Origin of the sequence: Halolactibacillus alkaliphilus, assembly GCF_900115465.1 — a bacterium.
Classification (GTDB): Bacteria; Bacillota; Bacilli; order Bacillales; family Amphibacillaceae; genus Halolactibacillus; species Halolactibacillus alkaliphilus.
Genome location: NZ_FOWN01000001.1, coordinates 28,179 through 44,802, shown reverse-complemented (window position 1 = coordinate 44,802; position 16,624 = coordinate 28,179). Strand labels below are relative to the sequence as shown.

The following is a 16,624-nucleotide window of genomic DNA, read 5'->3' as shown; positions in this document are numbered from 1 at the left end:
CTTTTTTCTCAATCATTGGACTCTTCTGTTACACCTTCAAAGTAGCGGTCCAGTTTTCTAAATTCTTTTGCTTGATTAAAACCTTTATCATCTGGTTTAAAGTTAATATAAATCATGCGGTGATGGCCAACTAAAAAGCCAACGACACTGCCAATTACTGCTGCACCACCTACATGGTAGCCCACCATTTCAATAATTAAAATAGTCGCCGCAATAGGTACGTTCGCAACACTTGCTAAGGCACCTGACATGCCCGCTGTTATAAGCGCAGAATGAATGCCATTTGTCCCAAAACCAAAAAGACTACTAATGATTCCACCAGACACGGCACCAATAAATAGCGCAGGGATTACAAGACCGGCACTTCCTCTAAAAGCAACTGTAAATGACGTCGCAAAAATTTTACCCACAACAAGGATAAGTAAAAAACTGATCGTCAGCGGTTGATGAATTAACTGTTGAATAAAACGTGTCCCCGTTCCAGCAGCTTCTGGTACGAACAATAAGACGACACCCGTCAGTAACCCACCGATTATTGGCAAATAGGTGCCTAGGCCTTTTTTATTTAACCAGTCTGTATACGTTTCTATTTTATGAAAGATATTTGTAAAAATAATCGTCATGTAGCCCGCCAACAAGCCTGCAAGAACATAGTATATGATATTTCGAGGGTTCGTTTGATAATCGGTCATAATAAACATTGGGTCAGCGGTACCAAAGGTTGAATAAACAATAAATCCGACGGTAGATGAGAGGACTGCTGGAAATATATCACTATAATGAAGTGATGATTTATATAAAATTTCAGCTGCAAATATACCACCACCAAGCGGTGAACGAAAAATAGCGCCTATGGCTCCGGCGGCACCTGCAATCGATAGAATCCGGCGATCATCGTCTGTTGTCCATTTTCGCAGAAATTTTATTTTAGTAATGAGGTTAGCAAAGCTCGACCCCATCAACAGCATTGGACCTTCGACTCCTCCGCTGCCATTAAAACCAATGGTAGAGGCAGAGGCAACAAGCTTTGATAACCATGTCCGTCGCTTTACTTCTCCATTATCTAAATTCACCGCATCAATATACTTCGGTGAACCAGAACCAAACACTTCCTCATCGACTTTAGCAATTAACACAACCAAGCCGCCACCGATAATTGGTCCAAGCCATATAGGTATAGTACTACTCACTTGGCCGACAAGCGCGATGGATTCGTTTAAAATAATCGCAGAGATACCTCCGCCGATACCGACTAATGTCGCAAAGAATAGCCATTTAAGCATGTATATATTTACGTATCGAAGCATGACTTCCCTCCTTCACTTCATGCACCTTTAAAAACCGCCATTAAATTACATTCATCTTAGCATATCTGTTGCGGTTTAGATACTCTTTAACCATGAAAAAAACCTCCATGTACTTTCATCAAAGTCATGGAGGTTTTATATAGATCAATCTTTTAGTTTAATACAGATGCTGGGTTAATATTAGCCCCATTTTTTAACACTTCAAAGTGTAAGTGAATACCTGTCGAGCGACCTGTTGAACCCATTGTACCAAGAACAGCACCTTTTGGTACAGTTTGACCAATACTTACACTGATATGAGATAAATGCGCGTACAATGTTTTATAACCGTTGTTATGGTTTACCACTAGGTAGTGACCATAACCGTTTGCATCGTAACGTATACTCTCAACAACACCGTTGTCACTTGCTAGAATATTGCGATTTGATGGGCGGGCAATATCAATGCCTTTATGGAAAGACCCCCAACGTGGACCGTAAGAACTTGACATATAACCGCCTACTGCAGGCCAGCTAAAATCTCCTGTACCACGTGAAGAAATTACTTTTGTTCCTTTTTCAATGACCTTATTAACAGCGTCTTTTGTGACCGTTGACTCTAGTACTTCTTTCGAAGTAACTTTGCCATTAATACGTTCGATTTCGTACGTTACTTCTTTTGAACCGTTACTTCCTTCTGTCACTGTACGTGTTTCACCTTTAAACAGATCATCTGTTTCTTCTGTAATTGTTTCAAATTTAATAACCTCTTCAACAAGCTGTTCTTGTTTTACAATGACATCAACAAATGGTGCATAAGTAGTCACGTTAATTTCTTGATCAAGTTGTAAAACCGTCTCTTCTGATAAATCTTTGTTTATCGCAAATAATTGATCAAGGGTTATATCATACTGACTTTCAATACTGAATAATGTATCACCAGACTTCACCGTATGAATTTTGTCTGTTAAGGTTCCCTTTTCTAAAAGTCGTAAACCTTCATCTAAAGTAAGTAGCTCTTCTTCAGAAACAACCGCTTCTGACGTTTCAACTGGGCGAGAGAACGATACACCTTTAATAACAGTATCTCCGCGCTTAATATGAATCTCTTCCCCATCTTCAACATCTGCTATTTCGTTTAAAATATCTTCATCAACAAAGTTCTTTTGATAATGAAAGAGCAGTGTTTCAATTGCCTCTTCATCCTTGAAATAACCGACAACATCACCATCAAATTGTAATGTTGTTGCCTTCACATCAATGTCCAGCTGTTCCTCTATATTCCTAAGGGTCGCCTGTTCTTGGTCCGTTGGACCAAAAGCTGTCTCTCTTACAAATGATACGTTTTGTTTAATATCTAACGTATAATCATCGTCACGACGTGCGCTTTCCTCTTCTATCGCTTGTTCAATCAAAGTTTCAACAGCAGCTTCATCGTTAACCGGACCAACATGGGTATCGTCCAGGTAAACGTGAGAAATTGTTTTTAACTCAAATCCTTCACTCGCGTAAGCAACATTTTGTTGCATGTTTAAAGCGCCAACGATGAGGGTAATAAGAAAAGTAGTGAAAAGCGCAATCAATATATTCTTTTTTGTTATATGTTTTGTGATTTCGGGTAACATAGTTAAATCCTCCTACTAAGGAATGGCTGTTTTTTTTCGACTCTTGTAGCTTACCATAGGTAGATTTACGAACGGAACCCTTTTAATCATAATGTAACATAACTGTATCATAGTTGGTATTTACCGGAAATTAACGTTATTTTTTAACACCATTATCTTTTAATTGGTGTTATTTTATGTGTGCTGATTTGCTGAAAAAAGCGTCTTTTTGCGCATACGAAAACGCCACCTTTTTCTAGGTGGCGTTGCTGTAATTATTTACAAATCTATAAACGATAAACATTCTTAACAATGTTTGTTTGCGTGCGGTCTGGCCCTACAGAAAAAATTGATAATGGAATTTCTGACAATTGTGAAATACGCTCTAAATAATGACGGGCATTTACTGGTAACTCATCAAGGGAGCGCACATGTGTAATATCCTCTTTCCATCCTGGCAGTGTTTCATACACAGGTTCACATTCACCCAAAACTTTTAAGCTCGCCGGAAACTCACGAATCAATTCGCCTTGGTAACGATAGGCTACGCAAATATTTAATTCTTCTATTCCTGTGAGCACATCTAATGAGTTAAGTGATAAATCGGTAATGCCACTTACTCTTCGCGCATGCCTCACAACAACACTATCAAACCAACCAACGCGACGCGCGCGACCCGTCGTCGTTCCGTATTCACGACCTACTTCTCGAATCAATTCACCTATTTCGTTATCCAGTTCTGTTGGAAAAGGGCCATCTCCTACCCGTGTTGTATAAGCTTTAGAAACACCCACAACACGATTGATTTTTGATGGACCTACTCCCGAGCCAATGGTTACCCCTCCAGCCACTGGATTAGATGACGTGACAAAAGGATATGTCCCTTGGTCAATATCTAGCATAACGCCTTGAGCACCTTCAAATAATACCCGGCGCCCGTGATCAATCGCATCATTTAAAACAACTGATGTGTCTACAACGTACTGTTTGACTTGCTGTCCGTAGCGATAATAGGGCTCAAAAATATCATCAAAGTTAAGTGGTTTTGCCTCAAACATTTTAGTGAACAAGCGATTTTTAGCTGCTAAATTTTGTGTTAGTTTTTCTTTAAATACTTCCTTATCAAGTAAGTCCGCTATGCGAATTCCTATTCGTGCTGCTTTGTCCATATAACATGGGCCAATACCTTTTTTCGTTGTTCCTATCTTTAACGCACCTTTTTGATCCTCTTCCAATATATCTTGCGTAATATGATACGGTAAAATAACATGGGCGCGATTACTAATTCTTAATTGATCTGTCGTGACGTCTCGTTCGTGTAAATAAGCTATTTCCTCGACGAGTGCTTTAGGGTCAATGACCATTCCATTACCTAATACGCTTGTCTTTTCTTTAAAGAAAATGCCCGAAGGTATTAAGTGTAACTTATACGTGGTCTCATCGAACTTAATCGTGTGACCTGCGTTATTCCCCCCTTGATAACGGGCAACGACCTCTGCATCTTGTGATAAAAAGTCAGTAATTTTCCCTTTTCCTTCGTCTCCCCATTGCGTTCCTACGACTACGACTGATGTCATTTACCGCACCTCATACTTTCCGTTTGTTTTTGTTTTTATATTCAATATTGTTCGTGTTTTTAATTGATACAGCTTCATTTTATCAATTAAATCGTTGAATAACAATGAAAATACGAATAAAAATCACGGATAAGCGATATGTTATTTAGATTGAAATCATCTTATTTTCAGATAGAATGTTTGGTTTTATACACGCATCAAGCCCATCACTTTTGTTCACTGTGATGGGCTTGATTTAAGCTGACGGTATGTCTTGGGCAGAATAGCGATGATCTAAATCAACAAATTTATTGTATTCTTTTACGAAAGCTAATTCGACGGTCCCTACAGGACCATTACGTTGTTTTGCGATAATAATTTCAATAATATTTTGCTTTTCTGATTCTTTATCATAATAATCGTCACGATATAAAAAACCAACAATATCCGCATCCTGCTCAATTGAGCCTGATTCACGCAAATCAGACATCATTGGTCGTTTATCTTGCCGCTGCTCTACCCCACGTGATAGCTGTGATAAGGCGATGACAGGCACTTCTAACTCACGCGCAAGTCCCTTTAAAGACCGTGATATTTCCGATACTTCTTGTTGACGATTTTCTTTCGCGCTTGCGCCACTTCCTTGAATGAGTTGCAAATAATCAATTAAGATCATACCAAGGCCGTGTTCTTGTTTTAATCGACGACATTTTGATCTGATTTCATTTACCCGAATACCTGGTGAATCATCAATAAAAATTCCTGCGTTTGATAAACTTCCCATGGCCATCGTTAGCTTTGTCCAGTCTTCTGCTTCAAGACTTCCAGTTCTTAAGCGCTGCGCATCAATATTACCTTCGGCACATAACATACGACTGACCAGTTGATCAGCTCCCATCTCTAAACTAAAGATGGCTACATTTTCATCCGTTTTTATGGCTACGTTTTGAGCAACGTTCAAAGCAAAAGCGGTTTTCCCAACAGATGGACGAGCAGCCACAATAATTAAGTCATTTCGCTGAAATCCAGAAGTAATCTTATCTAAATCTCTAAAACCTGTAGGAATACCTGTTACATCACCACTTTTTTCATGCAGTTGTTCAATATTGTCATACACATCAATTAAGACATCTTTAATATTTTTAAAAGCATTAGCATTCTGACGATTACTAACATCAAGAATATTCTTTTCTGCTTCACTTAAGACATCTTCAAGTTCGTCCTCTCGGTTAAAACTCTCTGTGACAATGTCTGTAGCTGTTCGAATTAAGCGACGTAAAACAGACTTTTCTTCAACAATTTTCGTATAATAAGCAATGTTGGCCGCTGTTGGAACAGCATCAGCGAGTTCTGTTAGATAACTTACCCCTCCAACTTCCTCTAACAACTTGCTAGAATTTAAAGCGTTGGTCACCGTTAGTAAATCAATCGGCTCTCCACGATCACTGAGCTGCATCATCACTTGAAAAATGCGCTGATGACTTGGACGGTAAAAATCATACGGTAATAAAAATTCTGAGGCTGTTGACATCGCTTCTGGTTCAAGGAAAATCGCACCAATCACTGCTTGTTCAGCCTCAATGCTATGCGGAGGTCTTCTAGCATCTAAATAGTCTTCGCTCATCTTTATCACTCCCTAAAGGTTCGTTTTTACCTCATCTAACATCTTAGACCATTGATCCTTTTCTTTATATAGATAAAAACAAAGAGAGGATTCACTCCCCTCTATATCCGTTCTTTATTGTTCTAGCACATGTACTTTAATTTCACCTGTAACGTCGTTGTGTAATTTTACTGGTACATTTGTGTAGCCGAGTGACCTAATCGGTTGATCAAGCTCTATTTTTCGCTTATCAATTTTAATATTATGTGCTTTTTGTAGTTCTTCAGCGATTTGTTTACTTGTAATGGACCCAAATAATCGACCACCGTCACCAGCTTTCGTCTTCAATGTCACTTCTAGTGTTTTCAGTGTATCGCGCAGTTGTTCTGCTTTTTTAACTTCTTCTTGTTCTTTTTGTTTTTCTTTATTCTTTTGTGCTTCAAGTCCTTTTAAATTACCTTGTGTTGCTTCTACAGCTAAATTATTCTTTAATAGATAATTACGAGCATAGCCTTCAGAAACATTTTTCACTTCGCCTTTTTTCCCTTTTCCTTTAACATCTTGTGTGAAAATCACTTTCATTCTCTAGTTCCTCCTTCAAATAGTTCACCTATTATTTCAAGAAGCCTACCATAAGCTTCTTCAATCGAAATATTCGCAAGTTGTGTTGCGGCATTTGTTAAATGACCGCCCCCGTCCATCTGTTCCATAACACGCTGCACATTGACATCCCCTAGCGAACGTGCACTAATACCCACGCGACCATCACTTCGTTCTGATATAACAAAAGCGGCTTCAATCCCACTCATCGTAAGCAGCGTATCTGCTGCTTGAGCAATCACGACCGGACCAAAAGTTTCACCCTTACTTGCCCTTGCTATAGCTACACATCCATGATGAATAACAGCTTGCTCAATTAAGCGGGCGCGCTTAATATATATATCTAAATCTTCTTCTAAGAAGCGTTGAACTAGAATTGTATCAGCGCCTTTTGAGCGTAAGTACGAGGCCGCATCAAATGTACGCGAGCCTGTTCTTAGTGTAAAACTCTTCGTATCTACTATAATTCCCGCTAAAAGCGCCGTAGCTTCTAGGCTTGTGAGTTTTAAACGTTTTGGTTGATACTCAAGTAACTCTGTAATGAGCTCTGCTGTAGAGGAGGCATAAGGCTCCATATAGACGAGAATAGGTTGATCGATGAATTCTTCCCCACGACGATGGTGATCAATCACCACAACGTGTTCTGTCTTATTTAACAGTTTTTCTTCTTGGACGAGCGCCGGCTTATGTGTGTCTACTACTACAAGTAATGTTTGCTTTGTTACAAGTTCCAACGCTTCTTCTCGTGTAATAAAATGTTCTAATAATGCTGTATTTTTTACTTCATGCATTAAACGCTCGACACCTGAGTCAAACTCATCTTCATCAATAACGATATAACCGTCGACATCATTACTAATCGCCATTTTCAAAACACCAATCGCTGAGCCAATTGAATCCATATCTGGACTTTTATGTCCCATAATAATGACTTGTTCACTTTGAATAACTAAATCTTGTAATGCATGTGAAATCACTCGTGCTCTAACACGTGTACGCTTTTCCATTGGGTTCGTCTTCCCACCAAAGAATCTTACTTTCCCCTCATCATCTTTTAAGACGACTTGATCTCCCCCACGTCCTAAAGCTAAATCCAAACTCGATTGAGCCAGTTCCCCGAGTTGTGGTAAGCTCACATTGCCATACCCAACACCAAAACTTAACGTCAGTGGGACATTTTTATTATCTGAAATAAGTTCTCTTACTTCATCTAAAACATCAAACTTTGTCTGTTCAAGTTCATACAGGATTTCTTTACTTAGGATAGCTAAAAAACGCTCCTGAGATATCCGTTTTAAATAAATACCGTAACGGTTAGACCAATCATTTAATAATGACGTCACATCAGAATTAACATGACTTTTAGCTGTATCATCCATACCAGAAGTAATCTCTTCGTAATTATCTAAAAAGATGATACCTAACACTGTTTTCTCTTTTGAATAACGGGTCTGTATTTCAATTTGTTTCGTTCGATCAGAGAAGTATAGAAGTCGCTCTTCTTTTTTGATTGTCACAAGGAAGCTTTTATCTTCCACATCAATTGTAATATGGTCTTTTTCCTCTTTAATTGCTTGCAGTAATTGTTGATCAAACACATCTAATGCTTCACCAACTAACGTATCACCTTCACTGAAGCTATTCATAAAACGATTAGCCCACTCAATTTGATAGTTTTCACTATAGAGTAAAATGCCGATCGGCATTTCTAGTAAGGCCTCTTCGCCTACTTTCTTCACTCGGTGAGAAAGCGTCGATATATATTCTTCTTGTTCTTCTGTGATTTGATGTTCTTGCTTAATGGTATAGTAAAGCGCGAGCCCCAATAGAACGGTCATCAACAATCCTAAAGGCCATGCGATAAACCATGTAAATCCTAATAGCAAAAAAGATAAAACATAGTTTACTATAATATGCCTTTTCAGGTCTGGTTTAACCCACCATTTCTGCATCGTCTTCAACTCCTACTTATATGAGGATTGTCTGGTTATTTTAATCGTTTCCGCAACATAAAGCCTATATCAATTATACCTAAGATTCTAGTTACGTACAGACCTACAGGTAAAATTACCAGACCAATAACCATCAACACAATACCTAATACTTTTGATTGCTTCTTATAATTTAAGTAATAAAACATAAATGACAATCCTTGTAGAGAGAACAATAACCCAAACACAAGGAGCACGTTCATGAGAACAATCGTCATAAAAGCATCTGGACCGAAATCAATCAAGTCGAGAATGATGACCACTAAAAACAGCCAGATTGTCGCTTTAGGTAATTGGAAACGATAAAAAGGTGGAAAACGATACTTTTGATGATCAAGCGTATTTATCATCTTATAACTCAGAAACTGTAAAATAAGAGCAAATATAAGTGAGCCAACCAAGAGAATAGCTGGAAGTAAATCTAAGACGATCAACATTTGCTGTTCAATAGCAGCCAATGTATCTTCTGTTACCTCTAAACCAGTTGCTTCCATTAATTGTCCTGACTGTGCCAGTGACTCTTGAATTACGACACGGTATTCAGTCATGAGACTCACACCCATGAATGTCTCCACAACAAAAATGAGTAAGATAAATCCTATCATATATCCCATCGTACCTTGTGCCAACGTCTCATACGGATGTTTTTGTTTTCTAATCGCCTCTCCTACTAGGAGTCCGACAAGGATTGACAGTCCGGCAAGTGGTAAAGATATAATGAAAAGAGTAAAAGCGAAAATAGACGTACTAAGTAAGACAATGCCACTCATGATGAGTCCTCGTTTATAACCGTGCTTATACGTAAAGATTGTTAGTGGCACAGGCATTCCTGCGACAATGAATAAGGTAGCGCCTGGTGCGATAGATGCGAGTACGAGTAAGATAATAAATAATCCACCATACATCACCAAGTCCTTAATCCATTGATTTTGTTGTTCATTCATAAAGACACCTCGATATATTCATAGATTAACGACACGTAGTAATAGACTGATTTCTCTCGTGCTTGTAAATATACAGCACCTACTCAAGTATACCAAATTACGGTCGCTTTAAACAGTTTCCACAATGATTCTCTCACTTTTCTCTGGAGACGTCATGCTTAAATAATTATAACGATTCATGATTGAAAGCACAAATCTAAGCGGTTTTTTGACTATTGTCAAACTTTTTAGAAAAAAAACCTGTCGTTTTAACTGTTCCTTGTTATAATAGAAAAAAGTTATCCAAGAGACATTAGAGGGGGAAACATATGTTAAAGACAATTTGTTTTGACTTAGATGATACGTTACTATGGGACAAGAAAAGTATTCAAACCGCTTTTGATCGTACGTGCGAATCAGTAGCTAATATCGATGCTTCAGCACTTGAAGAAGCTGTTCGATCTGCTGCTCGCAAACTCTATCAATCCTATCCAACTTATGAACATACCCAAATGATTGGTATTAATCCATTTGAAGGCTTATGGGGGACATTTGACGACCCTGGTGAAGCTTTTCAACAAATGAAAACAACGATTCCAAACTATCAGTTTAACGCTTGGAAACAAGGCTTGCTCGCACTCAATATTGACGATGATGCACTTGCTAAGACTTTAAGTGAGCGATTTATTGTTGAACGTATGAAGCACCCCTTCACTTATGAAGAGACATTCGATGTCCTAGATGAATTAAGAGACGATTATACGTTACTCTTACTCACCAATGGTGCACCATCTCTACAACGCTTAAAACTTGATATCACAAAAGAAATTGCGCAACGCTTCAATCATGTTGTTATTTCAGGTGAATTTGGTCGCGGTAAACCTGATCCTGCTATCTTTGAATATGCCCTATCACTTGCAGACACAGATAAATCAGATGCGATTATGATTGGCGATAATTTAAATACCGATATTTTAGGATCAAACAGAATAGGTATGAAAAACATTTGGATTAACCATCATAACCAAACCGTAAAAGACATTCAACCCACTTATGAAGTTAAACGTTTAAAAGAAGTACTACCAATCATTAAACGTCTCTAAAATATATAGATTGTCTTTTTTACGGTAGTTTGGTAGGATAATCTAAACGGACAGAAACCTCCCTCACGCCTGTGAGGGATTTTCTTATGGCTCAGCAAACGGATTGTATTTGAGCTATCTATTTAACAACGCACAGAGACACATGTTGTTTTTAGGAGGGGTTTACGTGTATCATGCTGATACATTGAAAGAAAAAATGCACTTGTTTCTTAGAATTTTATGGCCCATCATGGTCACTCAAATTAGCTTGTCCATGATGAATTTAGTCGATACCATTATGGCTGGTCGTGTTGGAACAAATGACTTAGCAGGTGTGGCCATTGGTGCTAGTGTGTGGTCACCTGTATTTACTGGTATGAACGGTGTCACATTAGCTGTTACACCAATTATCGCCCATCATTTGGGTCGTAATGAACAAAATAAAATTCATAATACAGTCACTCAAGCTATTTATTTGGCCTTAATGATAGCTATTGCCATCATTATAGCAGGACTGTTTGTGGTATCTCCTATCTTGAATTTGATGGATTTAGATCCTAAAGTTCAGTATATCGCTGCTAATTATTTAGGTGGTCTTGCTTTTGGAGTGATTCCTTTATTTATTTCAAATGTACTGAGAAACTTTTATGACGGACAAGGTTTGACGCGCATTTCTATGTTCATTACTATCTTAGCTGTGCCTTTTAATATCTTTTTTAACTATAGTTTGATTTTTGGTAAATTTGGCTTCCCTGAACTTGGAGGTATTGGAGCCGGCTATGCGACAGGACTGACCTATTGGGTCATTCTAATTGCAAGTATTTTTATGTTGTTTAAGATTGAGAATATTAGACGGCACCGCGTCTTTATTGACTGGGTCAAACCGTCATTACTTTCTTTTAAAGAACAGTTAAAGATTGGTGTCCCTATCGGCTTGTCCATATTTTTTGAAGCGAGTATTTTTTCTGTCGTAACGTTGCTTATTGGCGCTATGTTTTCAACAGTTGTGATTGCTGCTAATCAAGTCGTCATCAGTTTTACAACATTAATCTTCATGATTCCACTCAGCTTATCGATGGCCCTTACCATCGTTGTTGGTTTTTCTGTTGGAGGCAAACGGCTTGATAACGCTAAACATTATGGCTTCCTTGGCGTTCTAAGCGGACTTGGAGTTCTATCGGTTACGGCTATATTTTTATATTTTAATAGAATGTCGATTGCTGGCTGGTATTCTAATGATACTGAGGTTATTCACTACGCTGGGAGCCTCTTTTTAATCGCCATCCTTTTTCAGCTATCTGATGGTGCGCAGGCGGGTTTACAGGGGGTCTTGCGCGGGTATAAAGATGTTAAAGTTCCTTTCTTTATCGCGTTTATTTCTTATTGGATATTAGGTATCCCTATTGGTTATTCTCTTGCTCGCTTTACTGACCTTGGACCATTTGGGCTATGGATTGGTATTTCGATAGGCTTAACTGGTGCTGCTATTGGTTTCCTTATCCGGCTGAAAATTATATATCGCAAACAAAAACAGGCCGTTTAATTCCTGTCTATTATAATCCTAGCTACCCTTAAATAATATAAGCCTGTTACATAGTGTTTTAGACTATATGTAACGGGCTTCCTTTATAAAAAGGTATCTACGCATAATGTATGCAATAGAATTCATTTGTATTTCTATTTACTTTAAAGGAGAAGGTTTGAATGAAAAAAATCAGTCTATACTTTATGATCATTCTCGGCTTATTATTAGTAGGGTGCAATCAAGCATCACCAAGTTTAAGAGGGACCTATCAAAGCGAGTGGACTCAAGATGGTTATATAATTCAGATGTCTTTTGATGCAAAAGATGAAACATTTGTTCAATATATCGATAATAGGGCTGTTGATCAAGGGACTTTTAGAAAAGAAGAAGCCAATACTTACCTCTTAGAAAGTGACGTGCAGAAGATTACCATTTCATTAGCAGACACAGATATTTTCGACATCACAATCCCTAACATGAATAGTGGCCAACCGATTCAATTAACGAATATAGATAAAACACCTCTAATTTTCGGGACCGATTTTGATGATGTTGAACAGTATAAAGATCTACTCACTGACTAACTTCCTTTCCACTGATTTCAGTTGACATCTATCAACAATCTTTTAAAAACGTATAGAAAACATATTGAACTACCCCACCTAGTGCTCAAGCACTTAGGGAAGGTGTCTTCTCACTGTAAAATGACAAAAAACCTATGCTATTATACTTACTTATTTAAGTAAGCGTAACAAGCATAGGTTTTAATTGTAGTAATTATTCTGCAACGTATGGTAATAATGCCATTTGACGTGCACGTTTGATTGCAGCTGTCAACTTACGTTGATACTTAGCTGAAGTTCCTGTAACACGACGTGGAAGAATCTTACCACGTTCTGATACAAAGCGTTTTAGTAATTCAACGTCTTTGTAATCGATGTGTGTAATTCCGTTTGCTGTGAAATAACAAACCTTACGACGTTTTGAACGTCCACCGCGACGAGGTGCCATGTGAAATCCCCCTTTACTTAATTAGAATGGTAAATCATCGTCTGATATATCAATAGGTTCCATACTGTCGTTTGGAGAACCTGTTGGTTGACTGTATTGATTATTACTTGGCGCTTGCTGTTGGTTCTGGTACTGATTGTCTTGATAGCTTCCAGACCCTTGTCCGCCACCTTGTGATTGATTACTTTTCGAGTTTCTAGACTCTAAAAACTGAACAGAATCAGCCACGATTTCTGTCACATATACACGTTGTCCATCTTGGTTGTCATATGAACGTGTTTGAATACGACCATCTACGCCGATAAGAGAACCCTTACCCATGTAGTTTGCTAAATTCTCAGCTGGTTTTCTCCAAATAACACAGTTAATAAAATCTGCTTCACGTTCGCCTTGTTGATTAGAAAACGGTCTGTTAACAGCAATAGTGAAATTAGCTACTGCTACTCCACTTGCAGTATAGCGTAAGTCTGGATCCTTCGTTAACCTGCCGACAAGTACGACACGATTTAACATGAGAACCCCTCCTTATTAGTCTTCTAAGCGAATAGCCATGTGACGAATAATATCGTCAGAGAACTTAGCTAGACGATCGAATTCTTTTGTAGCTGCTTCTTCACCTGTATAATTTACAAGTACGTAGTAGCCATCACGGAAATCGTTGATTTCATAAGCAAGACGTTTCTTGCCCATTTCTTCAGCTTTCACATCTTCCGCTCCATTTTCAGCAAGGATTGTGTTGAAACGCTCAACTACAGCTTTTTTAGCTTCGTCCTCAATGTTTGGGCGGATGATGTACATGATTTCATACTTTCTCATCCGTATACACCTCCTTTTGGTCTTAACGGCTCTTTAGTTTGCTAAAGAGCAAGGAGTAATAATTTTTCATTACTCACAATCAAGTATTATACCAAACAAAACATGAAGTATCAAGGTTAATCGTTAATCTTCTCGATTTTTCTTAATATCAAGACGTCTTAAACGTTAAAACGGAAGTGAATAACATCGCCATCTTTAACGATGTATTCTTTCCCTTCCAAACGTACTTTCCCACGTTCTTTAGCTACAGACATAGAGCCTGCATCCACAAGGTCATCATAAGATACTGTTTCAGCACGAATAAATCCACGCTCAAAATCAGTATGAATAATGCCTGCGGCTTGTGGTGCTTTAATACCTTTAACAAAAGTCCAAGCTCTTACTTCTTGCTCACCTGCAGTAAAGTAAGTCGCCAAACCGAGTAATGAATACGTTGCCTTAATCAATTGGTCTAAACCAGACTCAGGAATACCTAACTCTTCAAGGAACATGTCCTTTTCCTCGCCGTCTAACTCTGCAATTTCCGATTCAACTTTAGCACTGATAATAATGACTTCCGCTGCATCAGTTTCAGCAAAGGCTTTTACTTTTGCTACATACGGATTTTGATCCGCATCAAGTAATTCATCTTCTCCGACATTTGCAACATAAAGTATCGGCTTTTGTGTTAGTAAATGAAGGCCTTTTACCGTCTTTAATTGTTCATCTGTGAACTCTACTGATCGCGCTGGTTTTTCGTTTTCAAATGCATCTTTTAACTTAGATAGAATATCAAATTCAACTAGCGCCTCTTTGTCTTTTTGACGCGCCAGTTTTTCTACACGTTGGAAGCGTTTAGTGACTGTTTCTAAGTCTGCTAGAATTAATTCCAAGTTAATCGTTTCTATATCAGATATCGGGTCTACAGTACCTGAGACGTGGGTAATGTTTTCATCTTCAAAACAACGGACCACGTGACAAATAGCATCTACTTGACGAATGTGCGAAAGGAATTGATTACCTAATCCTTCACCCTTGCTTGCACCCTTTACAATGCCTGCTATATCTGTAAATTCAAAAGCTGTTGGGACCGTCTTTTTCGGTTTAACGAGCTCTGTTAATTTATCTAAGCGTTCATCTGGTACTTCTACAATCCCTACATTAGGATCAATTGTACAGAAAGGATAATTCGCCGATTCTGCACCCGCTTGTGTTATTGCGTTAAATAAGGTTGATTTACCCACGTTAGGTAACCCAACAATACCTGCTGTTAATGCCATATTTCTTTTCCACTCCTTAAGGTTTACCGCTACAAGTAACGTTACTTTTCAATTATAGTAAGCACATGTTTAAAACGCAAGTTAGGGTATTCACTAAAACTCATGTTTTAGACGTGCTTTTTTAATGCTTTATTTAATTCTCTAGAAAAAATCTTTGTATTTAGCCTAATCAATGCTATTTCAGTAATTCATTCAATTTATTATCTGTATTGATGCTAACCTTCACAAACTTAATAGATCATTCGTCGAAATAACATAACTTGTTTCACGTGAAACATTTCCTAAGTCGTTAAGCTTCTTCAGCTGATACCAAGACTTTTTTTAGTTTTGATTCGAATTTGCGACGCGGAATCATGACGCTGTGGTCACAACCTGTACATTTGATTCGGATATCCATACCTAAACGAATGATTTGCCAACGATTCTCACCGCATGGATGTGGCTTCTTCATCTCAACAATATCATGCAATTTATAAGCTGATTTTTCCACACACTACGCCCCCTTTTCACTTTTTCTATTCTACCACTAGATTGACCCATTATGCTAGTTATATTATCACACACACTTGTCCCTCGTTAAAGATATAACACTTCTCCATTTATTTTTAGAAAAACACGTGCGTTATTGCAAGTAGACCTGTTACAATCACTAAAGCAGGAATAAGGTTAGCAATACGTATTTTCGTAATTCCCAACATATTTAAACCAATTGCAGTAATCATCAATCCCCCTGTTGCTGTTACATCAATGATCCACAGGTCTAAAAATGCCTCAGGTACATAACGGTAGATGAATACCGCTAATAATGCAAGACTACCTTGGTATATAACCACGGGAAAAACAGATAAACCAACACCTACACCTAAGGTTGTTGTTAAAATCATCGATGTAAAACCATCTAAAATAGATTTAGTGTAAAGAATACTATGATCATATCTTAGACCACTATCAAGCGCTCCTACAATCCCCATAGCACCAATAACAAAAATTAAGCTTGCCGTGATAAACCCTTGAGATATCCTCTGGTCTACTGATTTCTTACTAATAATAGTCCCTACCTTGTCACCAATCTGATTTAAGCGTTCTTCTAACTTTAATGCTTCACCGAGTATTCCACCAAACATTAAACTTAATATCACCACAATCAACTGATTCACTTCAAAGGCCATTTGAAGTCCTATTAAAATAACGGCTAAACCAACAGCGTTTAATGCCGTTTCTTTGTATTTCTCATCTATCTTTTGTAAAAACAATCCTATCGCAGTCCCTATGATAATCATTAATCCATTCACTAATGTTCCTGTTAAAGCCATATCCAACCTACTTTCTTAATCAAATGTTTCACGTGAAACAATGCGTAAAGAAAAT

The 16,624-nt window shown here is 38.0% G+C and carries 16 protein-coding genes; 3 read left to right on the top strand and 13 right to left on the bottom strand.

Annotated features, from left to right (window positions below):
- Positions 1–8 precede the first annotated feature (8 nt).
- From BM163_RS00205 to BM163_RS00175, 7 genes are all read right to left on the bottom strand, one after another.
- On the bottom strand, positions 9–1,307 hold the full coding sequence (locus tag BM163_RS00205; protein ID WP_089798988.1) for a chloride channel protein: 1,299 nt from the start codon (positions 1,305–1,307) through the stop codon (positions 9–11).
- Between the two features lie 152 nt (positions 1,308–1,459).
- Complete coding sequence (locus BM163_RS00200; protein ID WP_089798986.1) at positions 1,460–2,911, bottom strand: M23 family metallopeptidase; 1,452 nt, start codon at positions 2,909–2,911, stop codon at positions 1,460–1,462.
- A 266-nt stretch (positions 2,912–3,177) separates the two neighbouring features.
- Entirely contained in the window at positions 3,178–4,467 is a 1,290-nt protein-coding gene (locus tag BM163_RS00195) for an adenylosuccinate synthase (RefSeq protein WP_089798984.1), read from the bottom strand.
- A 235-nt stretch (positions 4,468–4,702) separates the two neighbouring features.
- Entirely contained in the window at positions 4,703–6,070 is a 1,368-nt protein-coding gene (gene dnaB, locus BM163_RS00190; RefSeq protein WP_089798982.1) for a replicative DNA helicase, read from the bottom strand.
- 114 nt (positions 6,071–6,184) lie between these two features.
- Entirely contained in the window at positions 6,185–6,631 is a 447-nt protein-coding gene (gene rplI, locus BM163_RS00185) for a 50S ribosomal protein L9 (protein WP_089798980.1), read from the bottom strand.
- A complete protein-coding gene (locus BM163_RS00180) occupies positions 6,628–8,601 on the bottom strand; it encodes a DHH family phosphoesterase (RefSeq protein WP_089798978.1) in 1,974 nt (657 codons plus the stop codon). Before BM163_RS00180 ends, rplI begins: the two co-directional genes overlap by 4 nt.
- A 35-nt stretch (positions 8,602–8,636) precedes the next feature.
- Positions 8,637–9,584: a YybS family protein gene (locus tag BM163_RS00175; protein ID WP_089798976.1), complete on the bottom strand. Its 948-nt coding sequence runs from the start codon at positions 9,582–9,584 to the stop codon at positions 8,637–8,639.
- A 308-nt stretch (positions 9,585–9,892) separates the two neighbouring features.
- Between BM163_RS00175 and BM163_RS00170 the strand changes: the two genes are divergently transcribed.
- The 3 genes from BM163_RS00170 (at position 9,893) to BM163_RS00160 (ending at position 12,754) form a co-directional block, all read left to right on the top strand.
- Positions 9,893–10,666: an HAD family hydrolase gene (locus tag BM163_RS00170; protein ID WP_089798974.1), complete on the top strand. Its 774-nt coding sequence runs from the start codon at positions 9,893–9,895 to the stop codon at positions 10,664–10,666.
- A gap of 166 nt (positions 10,667–10,832) precedes the next feature.
- On the top strand, positions 10,833–12,188 hold the full coding sequence (locus BM163_RS00165) for an MATE family efflux transporter (protein ID WP_089798972.1): 1,356 nt from the start codon (positions 10,833–10,835) through the stop codon (positions 12,186–12,188).
- Between the two features lie 161 nt (positions 12,189–12,349).
- On the top strand, positions 12,350–12,754 hold the full coding sequence (locus tag BM163_RS00160; protein WP_089798970.1) for a hypothetical protein: 405 nt from the start codon (positions 12,350–12,352) through the stop codon (positions 12,752–12,754).
- A 193-nt stretch (positions 12,755–12,947) separates the two neighbouring features.
- On the opposite strand, the gene rpsR is transcribed toward BM163_RS00160, so the two are convergent.
- From rpsR to BM163_RS00130, 6 genes are all read right to left on the bottom strand, one after another.
- Positions 12,948–13,181 carry a 30S ribosomal protein S18 gene (gene rpsR / locus BM163_RS00155; protein ID WP_062322823.1) on the bottom strand — a complete coding sequence of 78 codons (234 nt, stop codon included), beginning with the start codon at positions 13,179–13,181 and terminating at the stop codon, positions 12,948–12,950.
- Between the two features lie 21 nt (positions 13,182–13,202).
- Entirely contained in the window at positions 13,203–13,694 is a 492-nt protein-coding gene (ssb, locus tag BM163_RS00150; protein ID WP_089798968.1) for a single-stranded DNA-binding protein, read from the bottom strand.
- Positions 13,695–13,709: 15 nt separating this feature from the next.
- Positions 13,710–13,997, bottom strand: coding sequence for a 30S ribosomal protein S6 (gene rpsF / locus BM163_RS00145; RefSeq protein ID WP_089798966.1), 288 nt, complete (start codon positions 13,995–13,997; stop codon positions 13,710–13,712).
- 158 nt (positions 13,998–14,155) lie between these two features.
- Positions 14,156–15,256 (bottom strand): redox-regulated ATPase YchF, encoded by a 1,101-nt coding sequence (ychF, locus tag BM163_RS00140; RefSeq protein ID WP_089798964.1) that lies wholly within the window; start codon positions 15,254–15,256, stop codon positions 14,156–14,158.
- A gap of 289 nt (positions 15,257–15,545) precedes the next feature.
- A complete protein-coding gene (locus tag BM163_RS00135) occupies positions 15,546–15,746 on the bottom strand; it encodes a DUF951 domain-containing protein (protein ID WP_089798962.1) in 201 nt (66 codons plus the stop codon).
- 115 nt (positions 15,747–15,861) lie between these two features.
- Positions 15,862–16,569, bottom strand: coding sequence for a DUF554 domain-containing protein (locus BM163_RS00130; RefSeq protein ID WP_089798959.1), 708 nt, complete (start codon positions 16,567–16,569; stop codon positions 15,862–15,864).
- Between the last annotated feature and the right edge of the window lie 55 nt (positions 16,570–16,624).

Bases quoted from the DNA above. Each gene is read 5' to 3' on its own strand.
- BM163_RS00205 (WP_089798988.1), bottom strand. From the start codon at position 1,307: ATGCTTCGATACGTAAATATATACATGCTTAAATGGCTATTCTTTGCG.
- BM163_RS00200 (WP_089798986.1), bottom strand. From the start codon at position 2,911: ATGTTACCCGAAATCACAAAACATATAACAAAAAAGAATATATTGATT.
- BM163_RS00195 (WP_089798984.1), bottom strand. From the start codon at position 4,467: ATGACATCAGTCGTAGTCGTAGGAACGCAATGGGGAGACGAAGGAAAA.
- dnaB (WP_089798982.1), bottom strand. From the start codon at position 6,070: ATGAGCGAAGACTATTTAGATGCTAGAAGACCTCCGCATAGCATTGAG.
- rplI (WP_089798980.1), bottom strand. From the start codon at position 6,631: ATGAAAGTGATTTTCACACAAGATGTTAAAGGAAAAGGGAAAAAAGGC.
- BM163_RS00180 (WP_089798978.1), bottom strand. From the start codon at position 8,601: ATGCAGAAATGGTGGGTTAAACCAGACCTGAAAAGGCATATTATAGTA.
- BM163_RS00175 (WP_089798976.1), bottom strand. From the start codon at position 9,584: ATGAATGAACAACAAAATCAATGGATTAAGGACTTGGTGATGTATGGT.
- BM163_RS00170 (WP_089798974.1), top strand. From the start codon at position 9,893: ATGTTAAAGACAATTTGTTTTGACTTAGATGATACGTTACTATGGGAC.
- BM163_RS00160 (WP_089798970.1), top strand. From the start codon at position 12,350: ATGAAAAAAATCAGTCTATACTTTATGATCATTCTCGGCTTATTATTA.
- rpsR (WP_062322823.1), bottom strand. From the start codon at position 13,181: ATGGCACCTCGTCGCGGTGGACGTTCAAAACGTCGTAAGGTTTGTTAT.
- ssb (WP_089798968.1), bottom strand. From the start codon at position 13,694: ATGTTAAATCGTGTCGTACTTGTCGGCAGGTTAACGAAGGATCCAGAC.
- rpsF (WP_089798966.1), bottom strand. From the start codon at position 13,997: ATGAGAAAGTATGAAATCATGTACATCATCCGCCCAAACATTGAGGAC.
- ychF (WP_089798964.1), bottom strand. From the start codon at position 15,256: ATGGCATTAACAGCAGGTATTGTTGGGTTACCTAACGTGGGTAAATCA.
- BM163_RS00130 (WP_089798959.1), bottom strand. From the start codon at position 16,569: ATGGCTTTAACAGGAACATTAGTGAATGGATTAATGATTATCATAGGG.